The sequence below is a fragment of the Rickettsia endosymbiont of Ixodes pacificus genome (genome assembly GCF_000965155.1).
Classification (GTDB): Bacteria; Pseudomonadota; Alphaproteobacteria; order Rickettsiales; family Rickettsiaceae; genus Rickettsia; species Rickettsia tamurae.
In genome coordinates this window covers 604,118-626,758 of sequence record NZ_LAOP01000001.1, presented here as the reverse complement: position 1 = coordinate 626,758, position 22,641 = coordinate 604,118, and the positions used below count along the sequence as shown (strand labels likewise).

The window sequence follows — 22,641 nt, the reverse complement described above, 5'->3', positions numbered from 1 at the left end:
TGCCACGCAGCCTACGGCTGCTCGCAATGACGAGGTGGTATCCATGCAATAAACCTAGTCAAGCCACGTGATAGCATAACGTTTATAGCCCCATCACTAACTTAAATCCTTTATTTTTAATAATCTTACTATTCGTATTATAAATAATCGGATCGTTAATTTTTTCATGACCGAATCTATTTGTTTTAAATACCGGTACATCTAAACTATCTGCAAAATTACGAAGCACTAACATTGTGCTTTCAGAATTTTTATCAAATGAACCAAATATTATGGCCTTAACATCCTCAAATAACCCTGCTTGCTTTAAGTGTAAAAGCTCACGATCTAATCTAAAAGCAACTATATTCACATCTTCTAAAAAAAGAATTTTGCCTTTAGTTCTTATCTGCCAATTTGTACCGATACTAGTCTGCACCATAGTTAAGTTACCGCCTGTTAGTTTGCCGTTAACAAGATCACTTGATTTTGCTATATCGTTAAGAGGCACTAAATTATCTATAGTAACCTGCTTTACTTTACCTTTTAATATTTCAGCAAGCTTGGTAAAATTACCTTGATCTTTTTCCAGCTTTAAGAGATCGGCTATATTACTGCCGTGAATAGTTTTCCAGCCCCATTCTTGTGATAGAAAAAGATGTAAAGCCGTTACATCGCTATACCCTATAAAGAATTTCTCTTTATTTGGTTTTGGTAGCTTTAGTAAATCGGGAATTATCCTAGCAGAGCCGTAACCGCCTCGTAAACTCCATACTACATTATCAGACTTATCAAATAATGCATCCCGCAGGCAATTAAACCTTACTTCATCGCTACTTGCAAGAAAGGATAACTTACCTTTAGCAAAACACTTAGAAGGAATTTGTAAATTTAGTCCATTAATATTTTTTAAATCCGACAAGGTTTTATTATCCGCTCCTGTTGCCGGAGCGACAACAGTAATAGAGATATTTTTTAGACTATGACCAGCAGAAAAAGCTGATATTGAAAAGAATAATATTATTAGTAAAGATATATTTTTAAGAATCATGGAATTATATATTCAGTGTTATACCGTGGTCAAGCCATGGGGTGACACAGTGGATTTTATCGATCCACACAACAATGGCTACTCGCAATGACGACTTGATATCCACGCAGGCAATGCCTTACGAGAATGACATAAGAAACGAGAACAACATTAAAAAACTAGTCTAAATAAGAAGCGCCGCCAGTAAGTTCTACTTCTTTAGCTTTTATTTCTTCAATATTAAGGTCGCTAATTCTACAAACCAACTTAATAAGGTTGGTGCATTACTAAAAGAATTAATTACCTTAACAGTACTTGACTTATCGACACGACCTTCCTGTATATTATTATATACAAGCTGTAATGCTATTTCTTTTTGTAATAGTGTTCACTAGTATTAGGTTCAACTCTTTTTAAAGCCATATTCACAAACTCTTTATCAGATAGGTCTTTTAGGCCCAATACTAAAGATCGTGCTGGGAGCGGCAAAGTTGGAGAAAGTACCGAGTTAAGAAATAACTTTCATAGTTAGAATAATTGTGCTATAAAATCTTCCAGATTTTTTGCAGTTTTGGTTAATAATGTACCGAGACTGGGGATTATGGGAACTTTTTATGAAACGATTAAATTCAAAATTTACAGACTCACAACACAAATTAATTTCTTCCACCCAAAAGAAATTTCGTTTGTATTATGCAATAATGCTAAAATATTATGAATCTCATCATAGGTTCTTTGATGGTTTGCCAAAAATATCAGGTTCATTATTAACTAATATTGCTATTAAGTTGGATTTAGATACAACAAGCATTACGATTCCTTCAGCTAGAGCAATTAGAAATTATAAAATTAAAATCCTACAATATTTTAATATTACTCCTGTTAAAAAAACTAACAAGACTGATAGGATTAATTTGCAGCTACATTTAAAAAATGTAATAAGTTGTGAAGGAATATTTGAATATGAGGTGCTACAGGAATATGCTCAGGATTTCATAGTTGAGCATAATATTTCTTGTAAAACTCTACACGGGCTGTTGAAAAAATCAACAAGGTTGCAAATACTTTAATATTTTTTTATCTTTAATAGCAGTAGATAAAAAAACCAAAAAATAATTTTAAGTATCCGTTTAAAATTTTGTACTATCGCAATCATCAGTATTTGAATCTGTGTTTTCTGTACACTTCTAAATTTTGCTCCTCGTAAACCATGATTCTCCTTAGCTTCACCAAATAGACCTTCTATTTTCCACTTTCTCTCAATTAGTTTTTTCTTAAAATCAATTCTATTCTGTCTGACCTTTACCTCATCTATTTCATCCTGATAAGGATTACGATAAATAAATCGTCCTCTATTACTATAATTATCAGAAATACAACCTGATTTTAGAGAGCAATTTTTACAATGCCCTCCTGTAATACGATAACGTTTTATTTGTTTTTTATCTAATTTATCATACGGATAAAGATAATGTCCCTGTGGACACTTATATCTATCCTGTTCTCTATCATATTGAAATTCCCCCCTACTTATTTTTCCTTCACCAAGATTATCTACATGTAAAGGTATATAAGTTGTAATTCCAAGTAATTTAAAATATCCATAGGTTGGACCTCTACCATAACCTTTGTCTGCTATCCATTCTTTTACTCTAAAAGAAAAATTATTTAATATATTCCAAACTCTACTTGGAAGTACAATACACTCATGTTGTGATCCTGTACTTACATAACAATCTATTATAATACGTGAATCTGAATCAATTGAGTAGTGGGTCTTATAACATAGCTTTTTATAACCATTAGTTCTTGATACAAGACTACAATCAGGATCTGTCCTACTGACATGAGTTTGATTAGATATTTTCCTTACTTTTTTCCCTTCTCGGAAATCATGATAACGACGTTCATATTTTTTTAATTCTCTCTTTTGTGAATCACCTTGATCTTTTCTTAATATTAGGCTATTCATAGAGGCATTAGATTCAACTAAAGAGGCATCTGAAATAATTGTTTCTCCTTTTATAATATCTAGTTCATACCATTGCTTAATCAAGCTTATAAATATTTCTTGAAATAGTTCTACCCCAAATCTATCTCTTATCCTACTTAATGATGAATGATCCGGTACTTTATCCTCTAAACTTAAACCACAAAACCACCTATATGCTATATTTAACTGAATTTCTTTACATAATCGTCTATTTGACTTTATACCATATAAGTAACTTATTATTTGCATCCTAAAAAATAATACAGGATCAATTGATGGACGTCCGTAATTAGCACAATAACGATTCTTAGTTATTTCATAGATAAAAGAAAACTCTAATTCTTTAGCTTCATGAATCCTCACTAATAAATGATCATTAGGTATCATGTGCCTTAAGCTAAGGCTATTACATCTCACACTTTGATCAAGCTTATAACCCTGCATCTTTACACCTTCATTTAAGCATAAAAATACAGCTTATTCCTTAGATTAACTCTTTTCTACTTCTTTTTATAACTTTTTCAACAGCCCGTACACTTGATCTGACAGGTAGAGATTGATTAAGCAGCAAAAGTGCTGTCAGATAAGTAAGAATTAATAGACTTATCTTGAGCAATTTTAATGCTATCCTTGAAAGTTTGCATAGGAGTTTTTCCATAACAGAACTTTCCAGAATGCGGTCTAGTATTGTTATATTTGTTTAAATATTGATCTAAGTCAATCTGTAAATCCTCTAATGAGCTATAAATCTTTTTACGGAAAGCTATATCATAAAATTCATCTTTTAAAGTTCTATGTAATCTTTCGCATATTCCATTAGTTTGAGGAGAACGTGCCTTAGTTTTAGTATGATCAATATTTTCTATAGCCAAATATAACTCAAAAGCATGATGTTCTACCTTACCACAATATTCCGTTCCTCTATCTGTAAGGATTCTCAGTAGTGGTACATCATGATTATTAAAGAAAGGTATTACCTTATCATTTAAAATATCAGCGGATGTTATTGCAGATTTATCAGTATAGAGTTTGCAAATAGCCACTCTAGAATAAGTGTCAATAAAGGTTTGTTGGTATATTCTACCTACTCCTTTCATATTACCGACATAATAGGTGTCTTGTGCACCAAGATAACCGGGATGCTGAGTATCAATTTCTCCATGAGCCTCTTTAATTTGTTTTGCTTTTTTTAAAGCAGATATCTGCTCTTCTGTCAGTAAGATACCGTCCTGTGCAGATTTAGCTTCTAAAGCTTTGAGTCGTTTCTTTAGAGTTTCAAGATCGTTGCGTAGCCAGATAGAACGTACACCACTGGATGACACTATAATACCTTGCTTTATTAGTGCTTGGCTCGCACGAAGCTGACCAAGAGCAGGATTCTCTATAGCAAGATTTATTACTGCTTGTTCTATATGTTCTGATACACGATTCTTTACTATAGGTTTCTTACGACTCATATCCACAAGAGCCGCTTCTCCGCCCATCTCATATAGTTCCTTGAAACGGTAAAAGCTATCTCTTGAATAGCCCATTACTTTACACGCAGTACTAACACTACCTAGTTGTTTTGCAAGTTCTAATAATCCTAATTTAGGTTTGATTATTTTTTGATCATAATTTGACATATTGTTCCTATTAATTGAGTTTTATATTTAGTTCGTGGATATGATAGATAACTCCTTAGTTATCTACATACCCACAAACTCGTCTAATTTCAATCTTAATATGTCAGATCAAATCTGAAGGTTTACATATTTCTTCTATTAGTCAATCTAGTATAAGCAGAATCGTAAAAAGCACTATATATCAATATGAAAAAGATTTATTTCAAAGTATAGTGGATGATTTGGATATTGAAACAAAAGCTTATTTAGATGAGCTTTTAATTATTACAGATGGTATGTCTAAGATGAATCATCTTGTGCGTTGGGTAAGGGGTACAACAATAGAAAGCATAAAATCAGAAACTGAAAAATTAAGATTTTTAAAGTTGTTAAAATATCCAGACATTGTAACAACTTTAACAACTAAACATTTAAAACGCTATTATAGAAATATTGTTAATAAATATCCGAGTACCATAAAAGAGATGCCAGATGCTAGCAAATATGCTCAACTGACTATTTTCTGTTTCATGAGAAAAACTGATATTAATGATTCTCTTGTGGAAATTCTTCTCGATACAACTCAGAAAATTTTTATTTCTGGAGAAAACAAATCTAAAGCTAAGTTTGCTAAGTTAAAAGAAATTAGGAAAAATTATGATAACAGACGAGTATTAAAGATTTTAGTAGATACCATCTTAGATAATGAAGAGGATTTGATTAATAAAGCTATATATCCCAAACTTTCAAAGAAACAATTATTAGACGTTCAGCAACAATTATCAACAAAGAAGTTAGCTAATAAGTTTAGTGATTTATTATATTACAATACTAGGGAATCTTTTGCTCGTTATTATAGGAAAATTATTGTTCCAATAATAGAAGTCCTAGAATTTGATTCTGCGAGTAGTAGCAAGATTACAAATGTTATTAATTTAATTAAGGATAACATAGATAATAATAAGCGATATTATTATAGCACTCAAATAATGGATATAGAGCAAACGGTACAAAAATCACATAGGGATAAGATATTTGATAAAAATAATAGAATTAAAAAAATAGATTTAGAGTTATGTGTATTAAATAAGTTAAGAAATAAACTAAGGAGTAAAGAGATTTGGATAAAGGGTGGCTATAAGTATCGTAACCCAGAAGAGGATTTACCTAAGGATTTTGATCAAAATAAAGAAAAGTATTTTAATATTCTGAAACAACCACAAGATGCCGATACTTTTATTAAAATACTAAAAGAAGAATTGAAAAGATCATTATCCAAATTAAATAGTACTATTCCACAAAATCAATTTGTACATATTCTCAAAAAGCCAAAAGGGCATATAAGAGTTGCTAAAATAAAAGAGCAAGATCCTCCAAAACAATTAGAATTAATAAAAGAAGAAGTTTTTAAGCGTTGGCCTTCAACTAGTTTACTTGATGTTTTAAAAGAAGTAGATTTGTTCGTTAATTTTACAGATAATTTTGTTGCAAGTGGTCCTAAAACAGTATTAGATAAAGAAACTATTCGTAAGAGACTACTTTTAGCTATCTTAGGATATGGTACAAATACCGGTCTTAAAAGTATGAGTAATGGAGAGATTAGTTACCAAGATTTACAATATATAAAGCTTAGATATTTTGATCCAGAAAATTTACAAGCAGCTATTCGTAAAATAGTGAATAGTTTACTAAAGATTCGATTTACATCTCTATGGGGCGACAATACAACATCTGTTGCTTCAGATTCAAAACATTTTAAAGCCTCTGACCAGAATTTGATGAGTAGTTGGCATCCTCGTTACCATAGTAAAGGAGTAATGATTTACTGGCATGTTGATACTGCATCTGTATGTATTTATTCTCAAATGAAAAGCTGTTATTCTTCAGAAGTAGCTTCAATGTTAAAAGGTATATTAAAGCATGCAACAAATGCAAATATAGACAAGAATTATGTAGACACACATGGTGCAAGTGAAATAGGCTTTGCATTTTCTTACCTATTTTCCTTTGCTTTAATGCCAAGATTCAAAAATATTCATAAACAAAGGTTGTATTATACTGATAAAGAGGATCAAAAAGATTTAAATCAGATAGAGGACATATTGATACGTCCTATTGACTGGGAGCTAATCAAAAGACATTATAATTATATTATACAGCGTGCTGTCTCATTGAAATTAGGGATAGCTAATACAGAATGCTTACTCAGAAAATTTACCAAGAGCAATGTACAACATGAAGCATACCAAGCTATTAGGGAGTTAGGAAGAGCGGTAAAAACTATTTTTCTATGTAATTATTTTAATTCTCTAGAACTAAGACAAGAAATACATAGTGCCTTAAATGTTGTAGAACGTTGGAATGGTGTTAATGACTTTATATTTTATGGGAAGACAGGAGTATTCCGTAGTAACAACCCACTAGAGCTAAAATTATCAACTTTATGTTTGCATTTATTACAGCTATCAATGGTCTACATCAATACTTTAATGTTACAACAGATATTAGTTGAATCATCTTGGGTGGAAAGGATGAGTAATGAAGACAAAAGAGCGATTTCTCCGCTAATTAGTGAACATATTAATCCATATGGAAGTTTTAGTTTAGATCTAAATAAGCGCTTAGCAATTAATATTGATCAGACTCTTTTTACACAAGAGGCAGCATCAATATGAATAAAAGAACCTCACCAAGAAAAAAAGCTCTACAATTAGCTAAATACCTAAGATCTGAGTCACCGGATTATGGTTACTTACGTACTGTATTTATGTATTTAAGGCAAGAATTAGAAGTGGCTGTTACTGTCCAACCTAAAAAATTACCCTATGTTCCAACTGAAGACGAAATACAGAAGTATTATGATGTAATATGGAAAAGTAAAAATATACAAGACATTATAATTATCAAAGTATTAATATATACAGGTATAAGAGTAAGTGAGCTGGTAAGGCTAAAAAAGCCTGATGTTGACTTGAATGGATGTCAAATTAGAATCATTGCTGGAAAAGGAAAAAAAGACAGAATAGTACCGTTTCCAAAAAGTTTTCGGGAAACATTGGCAATGTATATCACTAGCACCGCAGAGCATAAGACTTCTTACCTATTTGAGTCAAGTTGGAAGAAACCATATTCTGATAGAGGAATTAGAAGGATATTAGAAAAATATAGTAATTTGACAGGTATGCAACAAAACATTTCTCCACACAAATTACGTCATTTTTTATTTACTTGGCTTAAAAAAAGAGGAATAGACGATGCCCTTATTCAACCATACTCTGGTCATGAAACCCGCAAGTCTCTAGAGATTTATTCAAAATTATCGTTATCGGAAGCTCAAAAAATATATGAAGAAAATATAAAAAATTTTCCTGTTTAAACTCCTCAACTTTTCCGCCCCTTGCACGATCTTTAGTATTGGGCCTTTTAGAATAGCCTTAACTTCAATTTCAGTACCATTATTAAGCTTTACTTTTTCTCCAAGTTTATTCGCCGAAGCCTCTGATATTTCATCATCTTCAGATTCATCAGTTGAATTTTCGCTTATTCTAAGGTTTTCTATTTTAGTCCATAGCTGCTCAACTGAATCACAACCACTATCAGCTAGATATTTGTTACTTTCCTCTCTAGGTGGTAAAAAAGTATTATCAATAAATTCTTTAACTATCCACTTATTGTTAAATTTGTTATAAGCAGCTTTTATGAATAGTTCTAAATTATTAGAACCTAACTCTAAGAATTTTTGCTTAAGTTCTAGAGGGATATGACTTTTTGTATCTAACCATATTTGCATTCCTGATAATATTTCTGATACTACCTTATTAGTGTCTTGCGTCGGTACAGTAATATTATGCTTCTTAATATTAACATCAAGTGCATTTTTAGTACTAGCATCCAAGTTAGATACTAAGTTTTCTACTGGGCTGGGTTACTTTTAGCTTCTTTTAAAGTTCTTACTATTTTCTTAAATATTTGTACTATTTCTGAATGACTCCCGTAGTGCTTGTCATCCAATCCCATTTAAAATATTCAAACCCGCCGGTAGCATGATTTGGAACTTCAACATGTGCAGATTTATGGTCATATCTAATGCCGATTACATCAAGATCTTTTTTATATTTCTTTATTTGAGTATCGATATCATTACGCTGTTTCTTAAAGTGTTGCTCTAATTTTTTCATAATCTCCTCCTTAATTCATATTTTTAATTAGTGTCCATATCATACTTATTACTATATAGCTAGACCATAGTAAATAGGTACATACTATGCTAATATATATGTTATAAATGATAATAAATAAATTATGGCAAGCAGTTACAGTTACGATTTAAGAATGAAACTATTCAAAGCTCTAGATGATGGGCTCTCAATTGTTAAAGCATGTAAAATATTCAATATAGGTCGTAACACTATATATAGATGGAAAACTCTTAAATGGGAAACAGGAGATATAAAAGCAAAACCTTATGGTCCAGCAAAGGGTTATAATGCAAAAATAAATCTCAAAGAATTTGAAGAATTAATTATCAATAATCATGATAAAACAGCTAAAGAATTAAGTATTATACTAGGTAATAGATTACAAAGAACTAGAATAAATTACTATAGAAAACTACTAGGGTACACTTATAAAAAAAAGTCATCTTCATCCCAGAAGGGATATTGGTTTAAGGAATGAATTTATAGAAAAGATACAGCAAATTTCTAAAGAAACTCTAGTATTCATTGATGAGTCAGGAATAGAAGATAATGCTTGTAGAGAATATGGATGGAGTATAAAAGGTACTAGATGTTATGGAAACAAAGTGTATCAACATAAATCCAGGATCAGTATGATAGCGGGGCTTCGTAATAATCAAATTATAGCGCCAGTAATATTTGAAGGAAATTGTAATAAAGAAATATTTACAACCTATGTAGAGACTATATTAACTAAAGAATTACATCCTGGACAAACAGTAATTATGGATAATATCAACTTCCATAAGAATAATATAATAAGAGAATTAATCGAGTCGGTTGGGTGCAGAATTTTATTCTTACCTACATATAGCCCAGACTTAAATCCTATAGAACATTATTGGTTTAAGATTAAGAACGAAATAAGAAAAGTTACGGGGCAATTCAAAGATATCAGTATGGCTGTAGAACACGTACTAAAGTTTATTTAACTGTACCTATTTACTATGGTCTAGCTATATGTCAAAATAAAACACTAATAGAAATTAACTTTTTGCTATATCACAAGCATGTAAATCACGCTTAAAGTACAAGCTACTATTCTTATTTAAGATTACCCGATAAATCTGAACATTTTCAAGTACTCTTTGAACGTAATCTCTTGTTTCTCGATAAGGTATAAGTTCTATCCAATCAATAACTTTTCTTGTATCTTTTATATCCCTTGGATCACCAAACCTATCTATCCATTTTACTACATTATGACTTCCGGCATTGTAAGAAGCAATGGATAGAATATAAGAACCTTTATGATCATCTAATAATTTTTTGAAATGATGCGAACCAAGTTTAATATTATATACCGGATTTCTAGTTAAGTCTGCTACATTACATTTAACATTTATAGATCTTGCGGTATCACAAGCAGTAACTTTAATAAGTTGCATGAGACCCATAGCATTTGCATAACTTACTGCTTTATGATCAAAAACCGATTCTTGTCTAATTATTCCATAAGTTAAATGAGGTGGGATAGGCAAACCTGCTAGATTATAAGGCGTTGGAAAAGCACAATCCGGAATAAAAGCATTATTTTGGGCGGCAATTTTTGCTACCTCAACCATATGATTAGTATTATTATTTGCTTTAATAATATTCGCAATTATTTGAATTTCTGCAGGATTTTTAGTGTTTTTAATCACTGCTTTGGAATATATCATGGCTAAGTAGTTTTTATTATATTTAACCAATAACCTTATTGCTTTAATAATCTCTTTATTTTCTATAGTTTTCCTTTCTTCAGAAGTTATTACGGGAATAGGAGGTAAAACTAACTTTGTCCTATTTAATTCAATATTTGCTACCTGCCCATAAAAGGTAAAAGAATATTTGGCTGCCTGCTCGTAAAATTTTCTAGCCGTTTGCTTATCGCCTTTTGCTTCATAAGTACGACCGAGCCAATAAAATCCACGTGCCAAACTAATCGGAGTCTTAACAACTTTAATAAATTTATTAAAATGCACTAATGCTTGATCAGGCTTTTTTAAAAAACTTAAAGAAAGCCAGCCCGCAAGCCACTCCTGCTCCCTTATAGTTTCAGGACAAGTAGCAAAAGGAAGCGTTGCCATTCTATAGCTATTAGCAAAATCTTTGTAATCGATGAATTCACGAGCATAATAGGATTGAATACGACACCATTTAGCAAAATGTTTACGGTTATTTTTAGCTTTCTTAAACAAAGTAATAACTTCCTTTGTCGGCTTTTGTGTTTTTTTAGAATCTAAATAACGATATAATAAACCGGAAGTATAGTATTTTTCAGGAACGCTTCTAAAAAGCTTTTCGGCATTCGGTGATTTACCTATAATAGCAATTTGTGCTTTAAAAGAATTACGATAGCCTTGATCTACATATTTTAACGATTGCTCAGCAGACCTAATATCATTTTTCCATAAATGCTCTTCTATTCGCTCTAAATGATCATTTGCAGTTAAATATTTATGCCACTTATTGTAATATGCATTTTCTTCTTCAGGAGTGAAATTGGCATATACCCAAGCTTCCTTAATAATAGGTAGTAATATTTTCTGATCTTTGATTAAACTACTTGCAGCAATTGCATAAAATTTATAACCTTTGCCGGTAAGAGGCGGATGTTTATTAAACCAATCAAAAATTATTTTTTTATTCGTACTATTACTTAGATACTCTTCCGCTCTTTCTTCAAGCAGCTTATTTTGAGGCCAATCCGGATTATTGCGTAAAAACCTTATTACCTGCTCAAAACTATTATCTGAATATTTATTATCTAAATATTTCTGAGAAAGTACAATTTTTGTTAAAACTTTACTATTTACTTCTAGAGCTAAATCTTCAGCTTGTGACCAATTTTTTTGATCGATATAGGTAAAAACTTGCTTAACATTATCTACAGGATCAGAATTAGCATTTACTTTTAAAGCTAATAACAGAAATATAGCAATTAATAATTTTATTTTCATAAGTTTTATGATTTGTTGCAGTTGTCATCCCGTGGTCAAACCACGGGATGACAACTGTCAAACACCCGTAGAACCAAAGCCGCCGCTACCACGCATTGTTTCCTCAAGCGTGCTACTTTCTTCCCATAATATACGTTCGTACTTTGCGATTATCATTTGAGCAATTCGCATGCCTTTTTCTATAATGAAATCTTCTTTACCGAGATTAATAAGAATGACCTTTATTTCACCTCGATAATCTGCATCAATAGTACCGGGTGAATTAGCAACCGTAATACCGTATTTAACGGCAAGACCCGAACGAGGTCTTATCTGTGCTTCAAACGAATCCGGTAGTGCTATAGCGATACCTGTTGGAATTAACTGTATTTCGCCTGCTTTTATTGTTATAGGTTGCTCGTTTGCGGCTATTAAATCCATCCCCGCACTATGCTCTGTAGCATATTCCGGCAAACTGTCGGAAAAATTTTCTAGTTTTTTAATTTTAACTTGTGTTATTGTCATATTATTTCATATCAAATTTATCGTTAATAATTTTATTTTCAACTGCATCAATTAAAGAATTAGCAAAATTATCTGCCAATATTTTACTTGACATACCGAGTTTCTTTTTAAGCCAAGGCTGCTTAGCACACAGATATTGAAACTTTATGTTATCGCCGAATTTTTCTTTCATTACGCTATACATATCACCTATGCCGTCAATTAAACCGTAATCAAGAGCCGTTTGTCCTGCCCAAAATTCACCGTTAAATAAAATCTCGTCTTGCTGTGTTAACTTCCCTACCCTTCTTGTTTTTACATATTCTACAAAATGCTCGTAAACCTGCTTTTGCAAATCTTTAATAATTTTAAGGTCATCTTTATTAATAGGTTTAAACGGATCCAAAATTGCTTTATTCTTTCCTTCCGTATAAACTCTTCTCTCTATTCCAAGTTTATTAATCGCTTCATGAAAACCGAATCCGCTTGACACTACTCCGATACTACCTATAACTGAGCTATAAGAAGCATATATCCGGTCTCCACTGCAAGCAAGCCAATATCCGCCTGAAGCCGCCATATCTTCAATAAAACTATAAATTTTTATTTTATTTTCTTTAGCAAGGTCACGAATACGTTTCGCAATAAGTTCAGATTGTACCGGAGATCCGCCGGGAGAATTAATAATTAAACATAACGCTTTTAATTTCTTTATTTTAAAAGCCTTTTCTATTAGTTCATTTAATGATTCTAACGTAAGTCCCGATTGCATAGTACTTACTTTACCGATAACGCCGCTAAGGCGTAAAACGGCAATCACCTCTTTAGAATCACCAAAAACCGAAGCAACTAATTGATCTAATTTACTTATCTGCCGTTTGGTTATTATCTGATCAAATTCTGCATTCGCCATAGTTGATTTATTCACTTCATTCATTAATTTTACTCAGTTTTAATTTGTGCTGTACTTTCCTTAATTATATCCTTTTTTATCGGCGGCAAAGGCTTAGCCGGTTTATTCAGAGATTGCTCGTTATAACTATTTTTAGGTTCAGAATAATTTCCGGGAATGGCAGATAAAATAGTATCTCTAACTTTTTCGTCATACCAATTTGTATTGCCGACAAAGCTAGTTACTATTTTGCCGTTTGGGTCTATTAATATACTAGTCGGTAAACTAACAACCCCTAAAGCTTTAAATAATTCATTTCTATAATCATGATAAATCGGCAAATATCTTATTTGATAGCTTTTAAAATATTCTTTAACAACTTTTATGTCTTGATAATCTTCTGAAATCGGAATTACTGAAAAAGGTAATTTCCTAAAATCTTTTTGCAACATATCAAGGTCAGGCATTTCTTTGACACAAGGAGCACTCCAAGTAGCCCAAAACACTAACAATATAGTCTTTCCTTCAAACTGATCAAGAGAATATTGATTTTTTTCTTCATCAAAAAAAATTATATTATCAGGAACGCTTGAACCTCTTAAAAATCCTAATTTATCCTGATGCTTAGCATAAATTTTAGGAATAAAGATTGTTATAGATAATAAAAATACTATAATATATATAAGATATTTATTATAATTTCTTAAGGTCATATAATAATTTATAGTAATGAAGACATTTTATTTATTCGTATTAGCACTTACATTATGTAGTTGTGGTATAAAAAAGCCTTTAGAAGCACCGCAGAAAGAGGCAAAACGTCATTGCGAACAGTCGTAGACTGCGTGGCAATCTCGTCAAATATCCTGAGATTGCTTAGTCAAATTACTTCGTAATTTTCCTCGCAATGACGTACTGTATCAATACCTCTTAAGCGTCGTACCTTGCAAAACTAAGTCAAAACAATAAGACGGCATATTTTCCTGCGGTTCGATTAATATCGGATTTACTTCACCGCATTCATTATCACACATATTTTTATCAGATAAATCTAAGCGTGTTTCGAGAGTCGTAAGGCTAGGATGCTCTATTCTTATATTTGCACTTCTTAAATAACGAGAAGATTTATAAGGTAACATACTAATGAAGTAATATTCTCCTTTATTATTAGTAGTAGCAATACCGGAACCGGTAAAGCTTGAATCGCTTTTACTTGTAAATCTTCTTTTATCAACTCTAGTTTTTAAAGGTTCGTAAGGATATTTACCTCCGCTTCCTGCTTGCCATAAATAAACTTTAGCATCTGCAACCGGCACACAATTTTGATCCAATATTTTTCCTTTAATTAATATCCTTTCACCGTAAAATTTTGATAATCTTCCTGTTTTACGTAATAAATTATTAGTAGTCTCAAAAACTTTCGGTTCATAATCATTAAATATATTTCTAGTAATTTTACAACGATTAAGCTTATTAGGGTAAGTTTTAGAAGCAGCAAATATGTTTAATGTCCATAAACATAAAAAACAAAATATAAATTTTTTCACTTTTCACCACTATATTTATAAAATTCTGCATCTAAATTTAAATCAATTATTTTTATTAATCAAATTATTTTTATTCTCATTTGATTATTAAGTAATTGATTGTTATAGTAAACTTTGTTGTACTAAAACATATACTCCTGATAAATGACAGAGTAGATAGACGAAGTTTAATTTGGGAAAGAGTAAGGAGTATATAAGTCAAGGAGAGGAACGTAGATAAACTACGTGAGCACCGCAGACTTAGTATCAAATTAAACGAGTATATATGCAAAAATTTTTATCTTTAATAATTGTAATTCTAATACTTTACAATATAGTAAAGTTAAAAATATCTCCCGACAACAATAATCCTACAACTGTAGAGCAAACGGCTTCAAATAATTCATCTACCGATGAAAACCAAACTAGTATAAATAATGAACCCCCTATTTCATTAAACGGTAATTTATTTGAACGTACGGTTTCAAAAATAGTAATAAATGCTCTTAAAACCGAAGAAGGGAAAGCATTCTTTGAAAATATTTTACAACCGTTAAATGGACCTATCAATCCTAATGATTACACTATTGAAGTACGTAAGGATTTAGTAAAAACACTGTTCAAAATTAATACGCTCGGTAGCGGTAATATCGGTCCCGCTTCTTGCGGACATGTAGTTACCGTATCTTATCAAATATCAGATATGAACAATACTTTAATATCTGAAGATACTAAGACTTTTACTTTAGGCTCTGCTCCTATAATGCTTGGCTTAGATAATGTAATAATCGGTATGATGGTAGGAGAAGCACGAGAAGCTATTATTCCGGCAAAATACGCCGTTAATAATAGTAATAATATTATCTTCGATGATGCTTATAATTATAAAGTTAATGTAATTTTAAAATCCATATTACCGCAAAATTTTGTTAAAAATAATGAAGTGAAAATTTATGATGATGAGATAGCTTATCGTGTTCCTTTATTATGTGGTGAAAAAGTAAGCTTTAATGCTAAAATTACTCGATTATCAAACGGTAAAATATTATATGATTCTAAAGAAAAAGGACAACGAATAGATATGAAAATCGGCGATATTACATATCCTTTAATTTTTTCTTATGCCTTACAAGGTAAAGTAACGGTTGGAACACGCAGTGTTATTGCTGAAGGCAAAACATTTAAAGCCTTAGGTTCTAATATAAATAAAATTATTTCTCATGAATCATTACCGATAAATGAATATCTTTTACTTGAAATTAACGATTTTAAATAAATATGAAACAAAATAAAATATCGGATATTAGCCCTATTTTGAAACTCGCTTATAGAGAGGAATTTAAAGGAAACACGGAACGCAGCACCGCAGCGTACAAAGAAGTACGTGAGGATGCGAGTACCGGATTGACGCATAAATTACCTCTAGAAGTAGAGTTTCAAAATAGGGCTAATAAAAAACAAAAAAATTATATTTTATTATCTATCCTTGTCATAATGATAATAATTGTATATCTTATAGCATTAATAAAAATTGCAGGATAAATTTTGTAATTATTAAAAATTTAAAACTCAAATTAAACGAGTATATAAGAATCTTACTTTAAACTTTAATTAAGCTAGGAGTTTAGTATGGAAATTATTAAAAAAACCAAAAATATTATTATAATAGTAGGTTTAATATTTCTAGCAACAATCATTTATATCTCTACAAATAAGAGTCCCGATAATAAAACAAATGATAATATATTAGAAGTAAAGATAGCTATAAAAGATCATAAATTTGTTCCGAATATAGTTGAAGTACCAAAATCTACTAAGATAAGGTTAATTGTTCATAATGAAGATGATACGGTAGAAGAATTTGAAAGTCATGATTTACATCGTGAAAAAATAGTTATGCCAAATGAGTCAATAAATATTATACTTGCACCTCTCAAGTCCGGAAAATATGAATTTTTTGGAGATTTTCATCAAGATACGGCTCAGGGTTTTATAATTGTTAATGATTAGATAAAAATATGTTTAAAATTGCTTTAGTAATGTTTCGTGAATGTTTAGAAATATCTTTATTACTTGGTGTAATACTCGCCGTAACAAAACAAATAGAAAAATCTCGTCTTTATATTATTGCCGGAGTAATGCTTGGAGTAGTATTTGCTTCAATTTTTGCATTTTTTACACGTAAATTATCTTTATCTTTTGGCGGAATAGGCGACGAGTTATTCAATTCCGGAATTATGATACTAATAACAATTCTGATTAGCTGGACAATAATATGGATGCAAGGTTACGGTATAAAAGTAAAGCAACATATAAACGACTTATCGGTAAAAATTCATGAAGGTAATGCCAGTTATTTCATGTTGGTTTTTTTAGTTGCCACTACCATATTACGAGAAGGTGCAGAAATTATTATTTTAGTATATAGCATATCTTCAGTTGAAACAATACCAAGCAGTATTTACTTGCAAGGAGTGATAATAGGTGCTACAAGTGGCTTCTTACTTGGTTTAGTAATATATTTCGGTTTAATTAAGATTGCTAATCAAAAATATATTTTTAAAATCTCTACCGTATTATTAATGCTAATAGCAGGCGGATTTGCAGCAAGTGCTGCAGGTATTTTAACCTCTTCCGGTCTAGTTATGTTTTTATCCGATCAACTTTGGGATAGTTCATGGTTAGTAGCAGATAGAAGTATGATAGGTAAAATCTTACATATTGTTACCGGTTATATTGCAAGACCTAACGGGCTACAAGTACTTGCCTATTTTACTATTATATTACTGATAAATATTTTCATACAAATAAAATTAAGATATTCAAAAAATACCTTAATATCAGTACAAAAAATGAATCAAATTAATTTTATCAAAAAGAACAATTAAATTAAATATGTTAAAACTTTTATCAGAAATTGGTCCGGTAATAGCATTTTTTGCGGGCTTTTTTTATGGAGGCGGTATACAAAACGCTACTCTTTATATGCTTATTACCTCTGTTATTTGTATTACCCTTTGTTATATTATAGATAAGAAAGTATCCAAGCTTTCTATTATTTCTACGGCTGTTTTATTAGTTTCGGGAAGCATTACTTTAATTAGCGGCGATTCAATGTATATAAAAATCAAACCTACTATATTATATGTTATTTTTGGAATAATATTTCTCATGAGCGGTATAAGAAAAAATCCCTTTATCAAATATGCTTTAGAGAGTATAGTACGTCTTAAAGAAGAAAGCTGGATAACTTTAAGCTATAGAACAGCGACTTTTTTCTTTTTTATGGCCGTAGTTAATGAAATAGTTTGGCGTAATTTCTCAGATGAAACATGGGTAAAATTCAAAGTATTCGGCGTAATACCTATTACTTTTGTTTTTATTTTACTGCAATTACCTCTTTTATTAAAGAATAAATTACCGGATAGTAAAATATGATATATAATACCTTACCATTTTTACTCTATGTCATCCCCTTATAGTACCGGGCCTTATTGCATGGATCGAAAAACCTACTCGATGTCATTCCCGCGTGGCATTGTTGCGTGGATCTAAAAACGCGTTCGGTGTCATACCGTGGCTTTTGGACCACAGTATCCAGAAAAACAATTTAAAATACTAAAATTTTAGTATTTTAAGCTGGATCCTGCGATCAAGTCGCGGGATGACAGAAAAACTGATCCACGCAACAGTGCCACGCGGGAATGACATCGAGTAGGTTTTTCGATCCATGCAACAAGGCCCGGTACTATAGGGGATGACATAAACAAACAGTTAATTCTTGAACAAATACAATCTTTTTAAAAATCGTAGGGTACTATTGTTATGATATTACGAGTTCTAATTTTTATAGCTCTTTCTTTTAGTCTATCTGCTTGTTTACCTGCCATTTTTACCGCAGCAACCACTACCGTCATTGTTGCTTCAAAAGATCAACCAATGTCTGAAACATTAAATGATTCAAGGACTTCTGCCGGTATTAAAGCTGATTTAGTAAAAAATAATTTTAGAGATTTAGGTACTAAAATAAAGGTCGAAGTATCACAAGGAAGAGTATTATTAACAGGAAATATTCAAAAAGAATCTGATGCGTTAAAAGCCGTAGAAATTGCTTGGAATCAAAAAGGCGTAAAAGAAGTTATTAATGAGTTAAAAGTAAATAAAAACAGTAATCATTTTGACTTAGCCCAATATACTAAAGATAGTATGATAACCATGCAAATTAAAGCTAAAAACTTAGTCAGAAAAGACATTAAATTTGCTAATTATACTATTCTAACTATAGATAATATTGTTTATTTATTTGGAGTTGCAAGATCAGAAGAAGAACTAGAAAAGCTTGCTTCTATTGCATCAAAAATAAAAGGTGTTGAAAAAGTTGTGTGTTACGCTAAAATAATGAATAACTTTAACACAAATAATGATAATAGTGAAGAATCATAAATTCAAATTAGACCTCTTGCAGAACGAAGCTAATAAAGAGGAATTTGAAGGAAACACGGAACGCAGCACCGCAGCGTACACTTTAGTACGTGAGGAGGCTTTGTTACGTAGACCAGTAAAATCGACTGTGTCATCCCGTGGTCAAGCCACGGGATGACAGAGGTGAAATTGATCCACGCAACAATGCCACGTGAGGATACCGGATTGACGTACAAATTACCTTTAAGAGCAAGTTATGCAAGGGGTCTAATACTTTTGTTAATTTTTTGTTTTGGTCTAAGCGGTTGTAATACCTCAAAAAGATTACCTTATTCCCGTAAATATTCATACAAAGAATTATCAAAAGATGATCCTCATAATCTAACTTATAAAGGACATTATAAAGTTGGAAAAAATTATAAAATAAAAGGAAAGACTTACAAACCTCACAACCCTAAATCTTTTACCGAAACAGGTTATGCCTCATGGTACGGTGGACGTAAAGACGGTTTTCATGGTAAAAAAACAGCTAACGGTGATAGATTTAATAGAAATTTATTAACTGCCGCACATAAAACTCTCCCGCTTCCTTGCTTAGTTAAAGTTACCAACAAAGCCAATAATAAATCAGTAATTTTAATGGTTAATGATAGAGGTCCTTTTAAGAAAAATCGTATAATAGATGTTTCTCAAAAGGCGGCTGAAATTTTAGCATTTAAAAATCAAGGTATAACTAAAGTAAAAATAGAATATTTACCTAATGAAACTGAGAAATTTCTAAAAAATATTAATCTAAAAAAACCACAAAGTAAAACTTTAGCTAAAAAATCTTCATCTACTAAAGTTACAAAAAACAATAAATGTAGCGTTAATTGTCATATAAAACTTGTAAATCTGAAATATAAGCTAGCCGTAAATCCTTAAAAGATGAGTGAATATTAAATCGTCATTGCGAGTAGTCGTAGGCGTTGTTGCATGGCTCGGAAAGCACGTTTGGTGTCATACCGTGGCTTGTCCACGGTATCCAGTAAAACAAATAAAAATACTATTTTAACTAGACCCCGTGGACAAGCCACGGTATGACAAACGTTTTTTGATCCATGCAACAATACCCGCTCGCAGACGATGCATATCAACTACGTATATTCTTTTTCTTTATTATTTTTGATTTAGCTTTTGTAGTAGATTTATTATTAGAGGCAAGCTTAATTGAAGGTTTAGGGACTATAGGCTTAATATTAAAATGCTGATCTAGTAGCCCCATCATTTTTTGATCACGAGATGCGGCACTTTTGCCTCCTGTAACAACGGCAATCAATGATTTGCCGTTCCTAGAAGCGGTAGTTACTAAATTATAACCTGCCGGTGTATGAAAACCTGTTTTCATGCCTTCTGCACCTTGATAATTTTTAGTAACTCTATTATGTCCGTTTACTATGTTTCCACGAAATACAAAACTGGTTTTAGCAAATAACGGATAATATTTTGGATAATCTCTTTTCAGGGCCATAGCAAGTTTAGCCATATCTCTTGCGGTAGTTTGCTGCAATGGGTCATGCCAACCTGAAGCATTTTTAAAATAGGTATTCTTCATACCGAGCTGTTTAGCTTTAACATTCATTAAATGAGCAAAAGCTTTCTCTGAACCTTTCATATTCTCAGCAACCGTTACAGCAGCATCATTAGCGGATTTTATAATTAACCCATTAATTGCCTCTCGAACGGTTATAGTTTCCCCTGCTTTTAAACCCAACTTACAAGGCGGCATTTTTGAAGCTTTTGCTGATACAAGTAATTTTTTATCTAAAGGCAATTTACCGGCTTCAATTGATTCAAACATTAAGTATAGAGTCATTAGCTTAGTTAAAGAAGCGGGATAAATCCGAATTTGTGAATTATGGGCCTGCAACACTTTACCGCTTTTTGCATCAATTACTAAACTAGTTTGAACAGGAGGTTTAGGTGTATTTTTTACAGCTTTCTTCGCTTCGCTTATGGGAGCAAAGAAAAATGTTGAAATAAAAATATAAGGTAATAAAAATTTACTAAACATTTTAAATAAATAAAATATTATTCAAATTAAATCAAGTAAAATACTGTGTCATCCCGCGACTTGATCGCGGGATCCAGTTAAAAATACTAATAATTAGTATTTTTAGTTATATTTCTAGATACCGTGGTCAAGCCACGGTATGACAGCTTACTTTTTTGCCTAATACAACAAATATTACTACACATTAACCCTTTTATTAAGATACATTAATATAAATAAAGCAGGCAAGGCTAAAATTATAGTAAAGATGAAAAAACCGTCCCAGCCCATCATATTTACGAGTTTTCCGGCATAAATAGTGACAGTATTGTTACATAAACTACTAGCACTACTAAGTAAAGCATATTGTGTTGCCGAATATTTTTTATTACATAAATTACCTATATATCCGACTAAAGCAGTAGCCCCCATAGCAGCAGCAAAATTCTCTATAGTAATAGCAATTAATAAAGCTTCAAAAGAAGGAGGTTGGTGATTAAGCCAAATAAATGCAAAATGCGTTAAGCTTTGGGCAATACCGGTATAAAATCAAACCTTTAAAATTTCCCACTCTATACATTACAATACCACCGGCAAAACCACCGACTAAGGTTGCAATCAATCCATAAAGTTTAGCGATTATTGCTATTTCGCCTTTTGTATAACCAAGTTCTATATAAAAAGGTGAGGCAACCGCTTCCAAGCATAGCATCGCCTAATTTAAGAAATATTACCGCAAGTAAAATAGTTACGGCAAATTCTCTTTTGAAAAAATCCTTGAAAGGATTAATTACTGTAGAAATCCATGAAGTAATATTAATTTTTTCTCTTACTAATTCTTTTTCGTTTACGGTTATTATAAATATCGTTGCAACGGCAAATATTATAGCTATAACAAAGAAAGTTAGTTGCCAATTATTTCCGGTTATTTCTGCAAGATATAAAGCACCTGCCCCTGTAATAAGCATACCGATTCGATAACCGAATACGGCAGTTGCACTAGCTATGCTTTGTGTTTCCTGATCAAACTTATCTATACGCAACGCATCAACGGCAATATCGAACGTGCTAGATAAAAAGCCTAATAATATAGTCAAAAAATATAAAGAAGTTAAAGAAACTTCAGGATTTTCCTTGCTCATAGCAATTAGTACTAAAGCCATTAAAGAGCTACATAATATAAGCCAGCTTTTTCGATGTCCCCACCTACTTAAAAAAGGTATTTTAAAATTATCGACTAACGGTGACCAAAATACTTTTAACGAATATGATAACCTTGCAACCGCAAAAGTAGTAATAACAGCGATATCTATTCCAGATTCTTTTAACCATACCGAAAGAGTAGAAAAAATTATAACCAGCGGCATACCGCTAATTATTCCTAAAATAAATATTTCAAATAATCGATAGTCTTTAAAAATCTTGGTAATGAGCATTGTGGTATTCCTTGTGTTGATGTCATTCCTGCGTAGGCGGGAAAGCGTTGTTGCGTGGATCGAA

At 31.5% G+C, this 22,641-nt stretch carries 20 protein-coding genes and 3 pseudogenes; 12 read left to right on the top strand and 11 right to left on the bottom strand.

Annotation, left to right across the window (positions count from 1 at the left end; genetic code table 11):
• Positions 1-82 precede the first annotated feature (82 nt).
• The gene (locus REIP_RS03415) at positions 83-1,030 is read right to left on the bottom strand and encodes an LD-carboxypeptidase (RefSeq protein ID WP_045803834.1); all 948 of its coding nucleotides are present in this window, start codon (positions 1,028-1,030) and stop codon (positions 83-85) included.
• 593 nt (positions 1,031-1,623) lie between these two features.
• Here REIP_RS03415 and REIP_RS03410 point away from each other — a divergent pair.
• Positions 1,624-2,079, top strand: a complete 456-nt coding sequence (locus tag REIP_RS03410; RefSeq protein ID WP_156147409.1) for a DUF4158 domain-containing protein — start codon at positions 1,624-1,626, stop codon at positions 2,077-2,079.
• On the opposite strand, the gene REIP_RS03405 is transcribed toward REIP_RS03410, so the two are convergent.
• Entirely contained in the window at positions 2,076-3,389 is a 1,314-nt protein-coding gene (locus REIP_RS03405) for a transposase (RefSeq protein WP_172686766.1), read from the bottom strand. The two genes, REIP_RS03410 and REIP_RS03405, sit on opposite strands and share 4 nt — an antisense overlap.
• A gap of 173 nt (positions 3,390-3,562) precedes the next feature.
• On the bottom strand, positions 3,563-4,627 hold the full coding sequence (locus REIP_RS03400; RefSeq protein WP_045803566.1) for an IS481 family transposase: 1,065 nt from the start codon (positions 4,625-4,627) through the stop codon (positions 3,563-3,565).
• Between the two features lie 86 nt (positions 4,628-4,713).
• Here REIP_RS03400 and REIP_RS03395 point away from each other — a divergent pair, with 86 nt between their 5' ends.
• Together REIP_RS03395 and REIP_RS03390 are read left to right on the top strand one after the other, a co-directional pair.
• The gene (locus REIP_RS03395) at positions 4,714-7,281 is read left to right on the top strand and encodes a Tn3 family transposase (RefSeq protein WP_156147408.1); all 2,568 of its coding nucleotides are present in this window, start codon (positions 4,714-4,716) and stop codon (positions 7,279-7,281) included.
• Positions 7,278-7,982, top strand: a complete 705-nt coding sequence (locus tag REIP_RS03390) for a tyrosine-type recombinase/integrase (RefSeq protein ID WP_045803832.1) — start codon at positions 7,278-7,280, stop codon at positions 7,980-7,982. The genes REIP_RS03395 and REIP_RS03390 overlap by 4 nt, the downstream gene beginning before the upstream one ends.
• Before the next feature lie 87 nt (positions 7,983-8,069).
• On the opposite strand, the pseudogene REIP_RS03385 reads toward REIP_RS03390, so the two are convergent.
• Positions 8,070-8,784: pseudogene (locus REIP_RS03385) on the bottom strand (hypothetical protein); the annotation flags it as partial.
• 124 nt (positions 8,785-8,908) lie between these two features.
• Here REIP_RS03385 and REIP_RS09275 point away from each other — a divergent pair.
• Positions 8,909-9,776, top strand: a protein-coding gene (locus tag REIP_RS09275; RefSeq protein WP_156147374.1) for an IS630 family transposase whose coding sequence is annotated in 2 segments (ribosomal slippage) — positions 8,909-9,235 and positions 9,237-9,776 — 867 coding nt in all. Because the reading frame shifts where the segments join, the coding sequence is not laid out codon by codon here.
• 54 nt (positions 9,777-9,830) lie between these two features.
• Here REIP_RS09275 and REIP_RS03370 read toward each other — a convergent pair.
• The 5 genes from REIP_RS03370 to REIP_RS03350 all read right to left on the bottom strand — a co-directional run bounded on the left by REIP_RS03370 (position 9,831) and on the right by REIP_RS03350 (position 14,708).
• Positions 9,831-11,786 (bottom strand): lytic transglycosylase domain-containing protein, encoded by a 1,956-nt coding sequence (locus REIP_RS03370; RefSeq protein WP_045803831.1) that lies wholly within the window; start codon positions 11,784-11,786, stop codon positions 9,831-9,833.
• Positions 11,787-11,843: 57 nt separating this feature from the next.
• Complete coding sequence (gene dut, locus REIP_RS03365; RefSeq protein ID WP_045803830.1) at positions 11,844-12,290, bottom strand: dUTP diphosphatase; 447 nt, start codon at positions 12,288-12,290, stop codon at positions 11,844-11,846.
• A gap of 1 nt (position 12,291) precedes the next feature.
• Positions 12,292-13,206 (bottom strand): S49 family peptidase, encoded by a 915-nt coding sequence (locus tag REIP_RS03360; RefSeq protein WP_008579778.1) that lies wholly within the window; start codon positions 13,204-13,206, stop codon positions 12,292-12,294.
• A gap of 5 nt (positions 13,207-13,211) precedes the next feature.
• Positions 13,212-13,874 (bottom strand): TlpA disulfide reductase family protein, encoded by a 663-nt coding sequence (locus REIP_RS03355; protein ID WP_045803829.1) that lies wholly within the window; start codon positions 13,872-13,874, stop codon positions 13,212-13,214.
• Between the two features lie 207 nt (positions 13,875-14,081).
• Positions 14,082-14,708 carry a dioxygenase gene (locus tag REIP_RS03350; RefSeq protein WP_008579775.1) on the bottom strand — a complete coding sequence of 209 codons (627 nt, stop codon included), beginning with the start codon at positions 14,706-14,708 and terminating at the stop codon, positions 14,082-14,084.
• A gap of 265 nt (positions 14,709-14,973) precedes the next feature.
• Between REIP_RS03350 and REIP_RS03345 the strand changes: the two genes are divergently transcribed.
• The 8 genes and pseudogenes from REIP_RS03345 (at position 14,974) to REIP_RS03315 (ending at position 20,033) form a co-directional block, all read left to right on the top strand.
• Positions 14,974-15,963: an FKBP-type peptidyl-prolyl cis-trans isomerase gene (locus tag REIP_RS03345; RefSeq protein WP_045803828.1), complete on the top strand. Its 990-nt coding sequence runs from the start codon at positions 14,974-14,976 to the stop codon at positions 15,961-15,963.
• A 2-nt stretch (positions 15,964-15,965) separates the two neighbouring features.
• A complete protein-coding gene (locus REIP_RS03340) occupies positions 15,966-16,229 on the top strand; it encodes a palindromic element RPE1 domain-containing protein (protein ID WP_045803827.1) in 264 nt (87 codons plus the stop codon).
• A gap of 87 nt (positions 16,230-16,316) precedes the next feature.
• A complete protein-coding gene (locus REIP_RS03335; RefSeq protein WP_023508247.1) occupies positions 16,317-16,697 on the top strand; it encodes a cupredoxin domain-containing protein in 381 nt (126 codons plus the stop codon).
• Positions 16,698-16,705: 8 nt separating this feature from the next.
• Positions 16,706-17,575 (top strand): FTR1 family protein, encoded by an 870-nt coding sequence (locus REIP_RS03330; RefSeq protein ID WP_008579771.1) that lies wholly within the window; start codon positions 16,706-16,708, stop codon positions 17,573-17,575.
• 7 nt (positions 17,576-17,582) lie between these two features.
• Complete coding sequence (locus tag REIP_RS03325) at positions 17,583-18,125, top strand: septation protein A (protein WP_045803826.1); 543 nt, start codon at positions 17,583-17,585, stop codon at positions 18,123-18,125.
• 387 nt (positions 18,126-18,512) lie between these two features.
• Positions 18,513-19,130 (top strand): BON domain-containing protein, encoded by a 618-nt coding sequence (locus REIP_RS03320; RefSeq protein WP_045803825.1) that lies wholly within the window; start codon positions 18,513-18,515, stop codon positions 19,128-19,130.
• Positions 19,108-19,230, top strand: a pseudogene (locus REIP_RS13620) (palindromic element RPE1 domain-containing protein); the annotation flags it as partial. The gene REIP_RS03320 and the pseudogene REIP_RS13620, both read left to right, overlap by 23 nt.
• 53 nt (positions 19,231-19,283) lie before the next feature.
• On the top strand, positions 19,284-20,033 hold the full coding sequence (locus REIP_RS03315; protein WP_410525689.1) for a septal ring lytic transglycosylase RlpA family protein: 750 nt from the start codon (positions 19,284-19,286) through the stop codon (positions 20,031-20,033).
• A 208-nt stretch (positions 20,034-20,241) separates the two neighbouring features.
• Here REIP_RS03315 and REIP_RS03310 read toward each other — a convergent pair whose 3' ends face one another.
• Complete coding sequence (locus REIP_RS03310) at positions 20,242-21,162, bottom strand: D-alanyl-D-alanine carboxypeptidase family protein (RefSeq protein ID WP_008579766.1); 921 nt, start codon at positions 21,160-21,162, stop codon at positions 20,242-20,244.
• A 177-nt stretch (positions 21,163-21,339) separates the two neighbouring features.
• Positions 21,340-22,577, bottom strand: a pseudogene (locus REIP_RS03305) (AmpG family muropeptide MFS transporter).
• Positions 22,578-22,641: the final 64 nt, after the last annotated feature.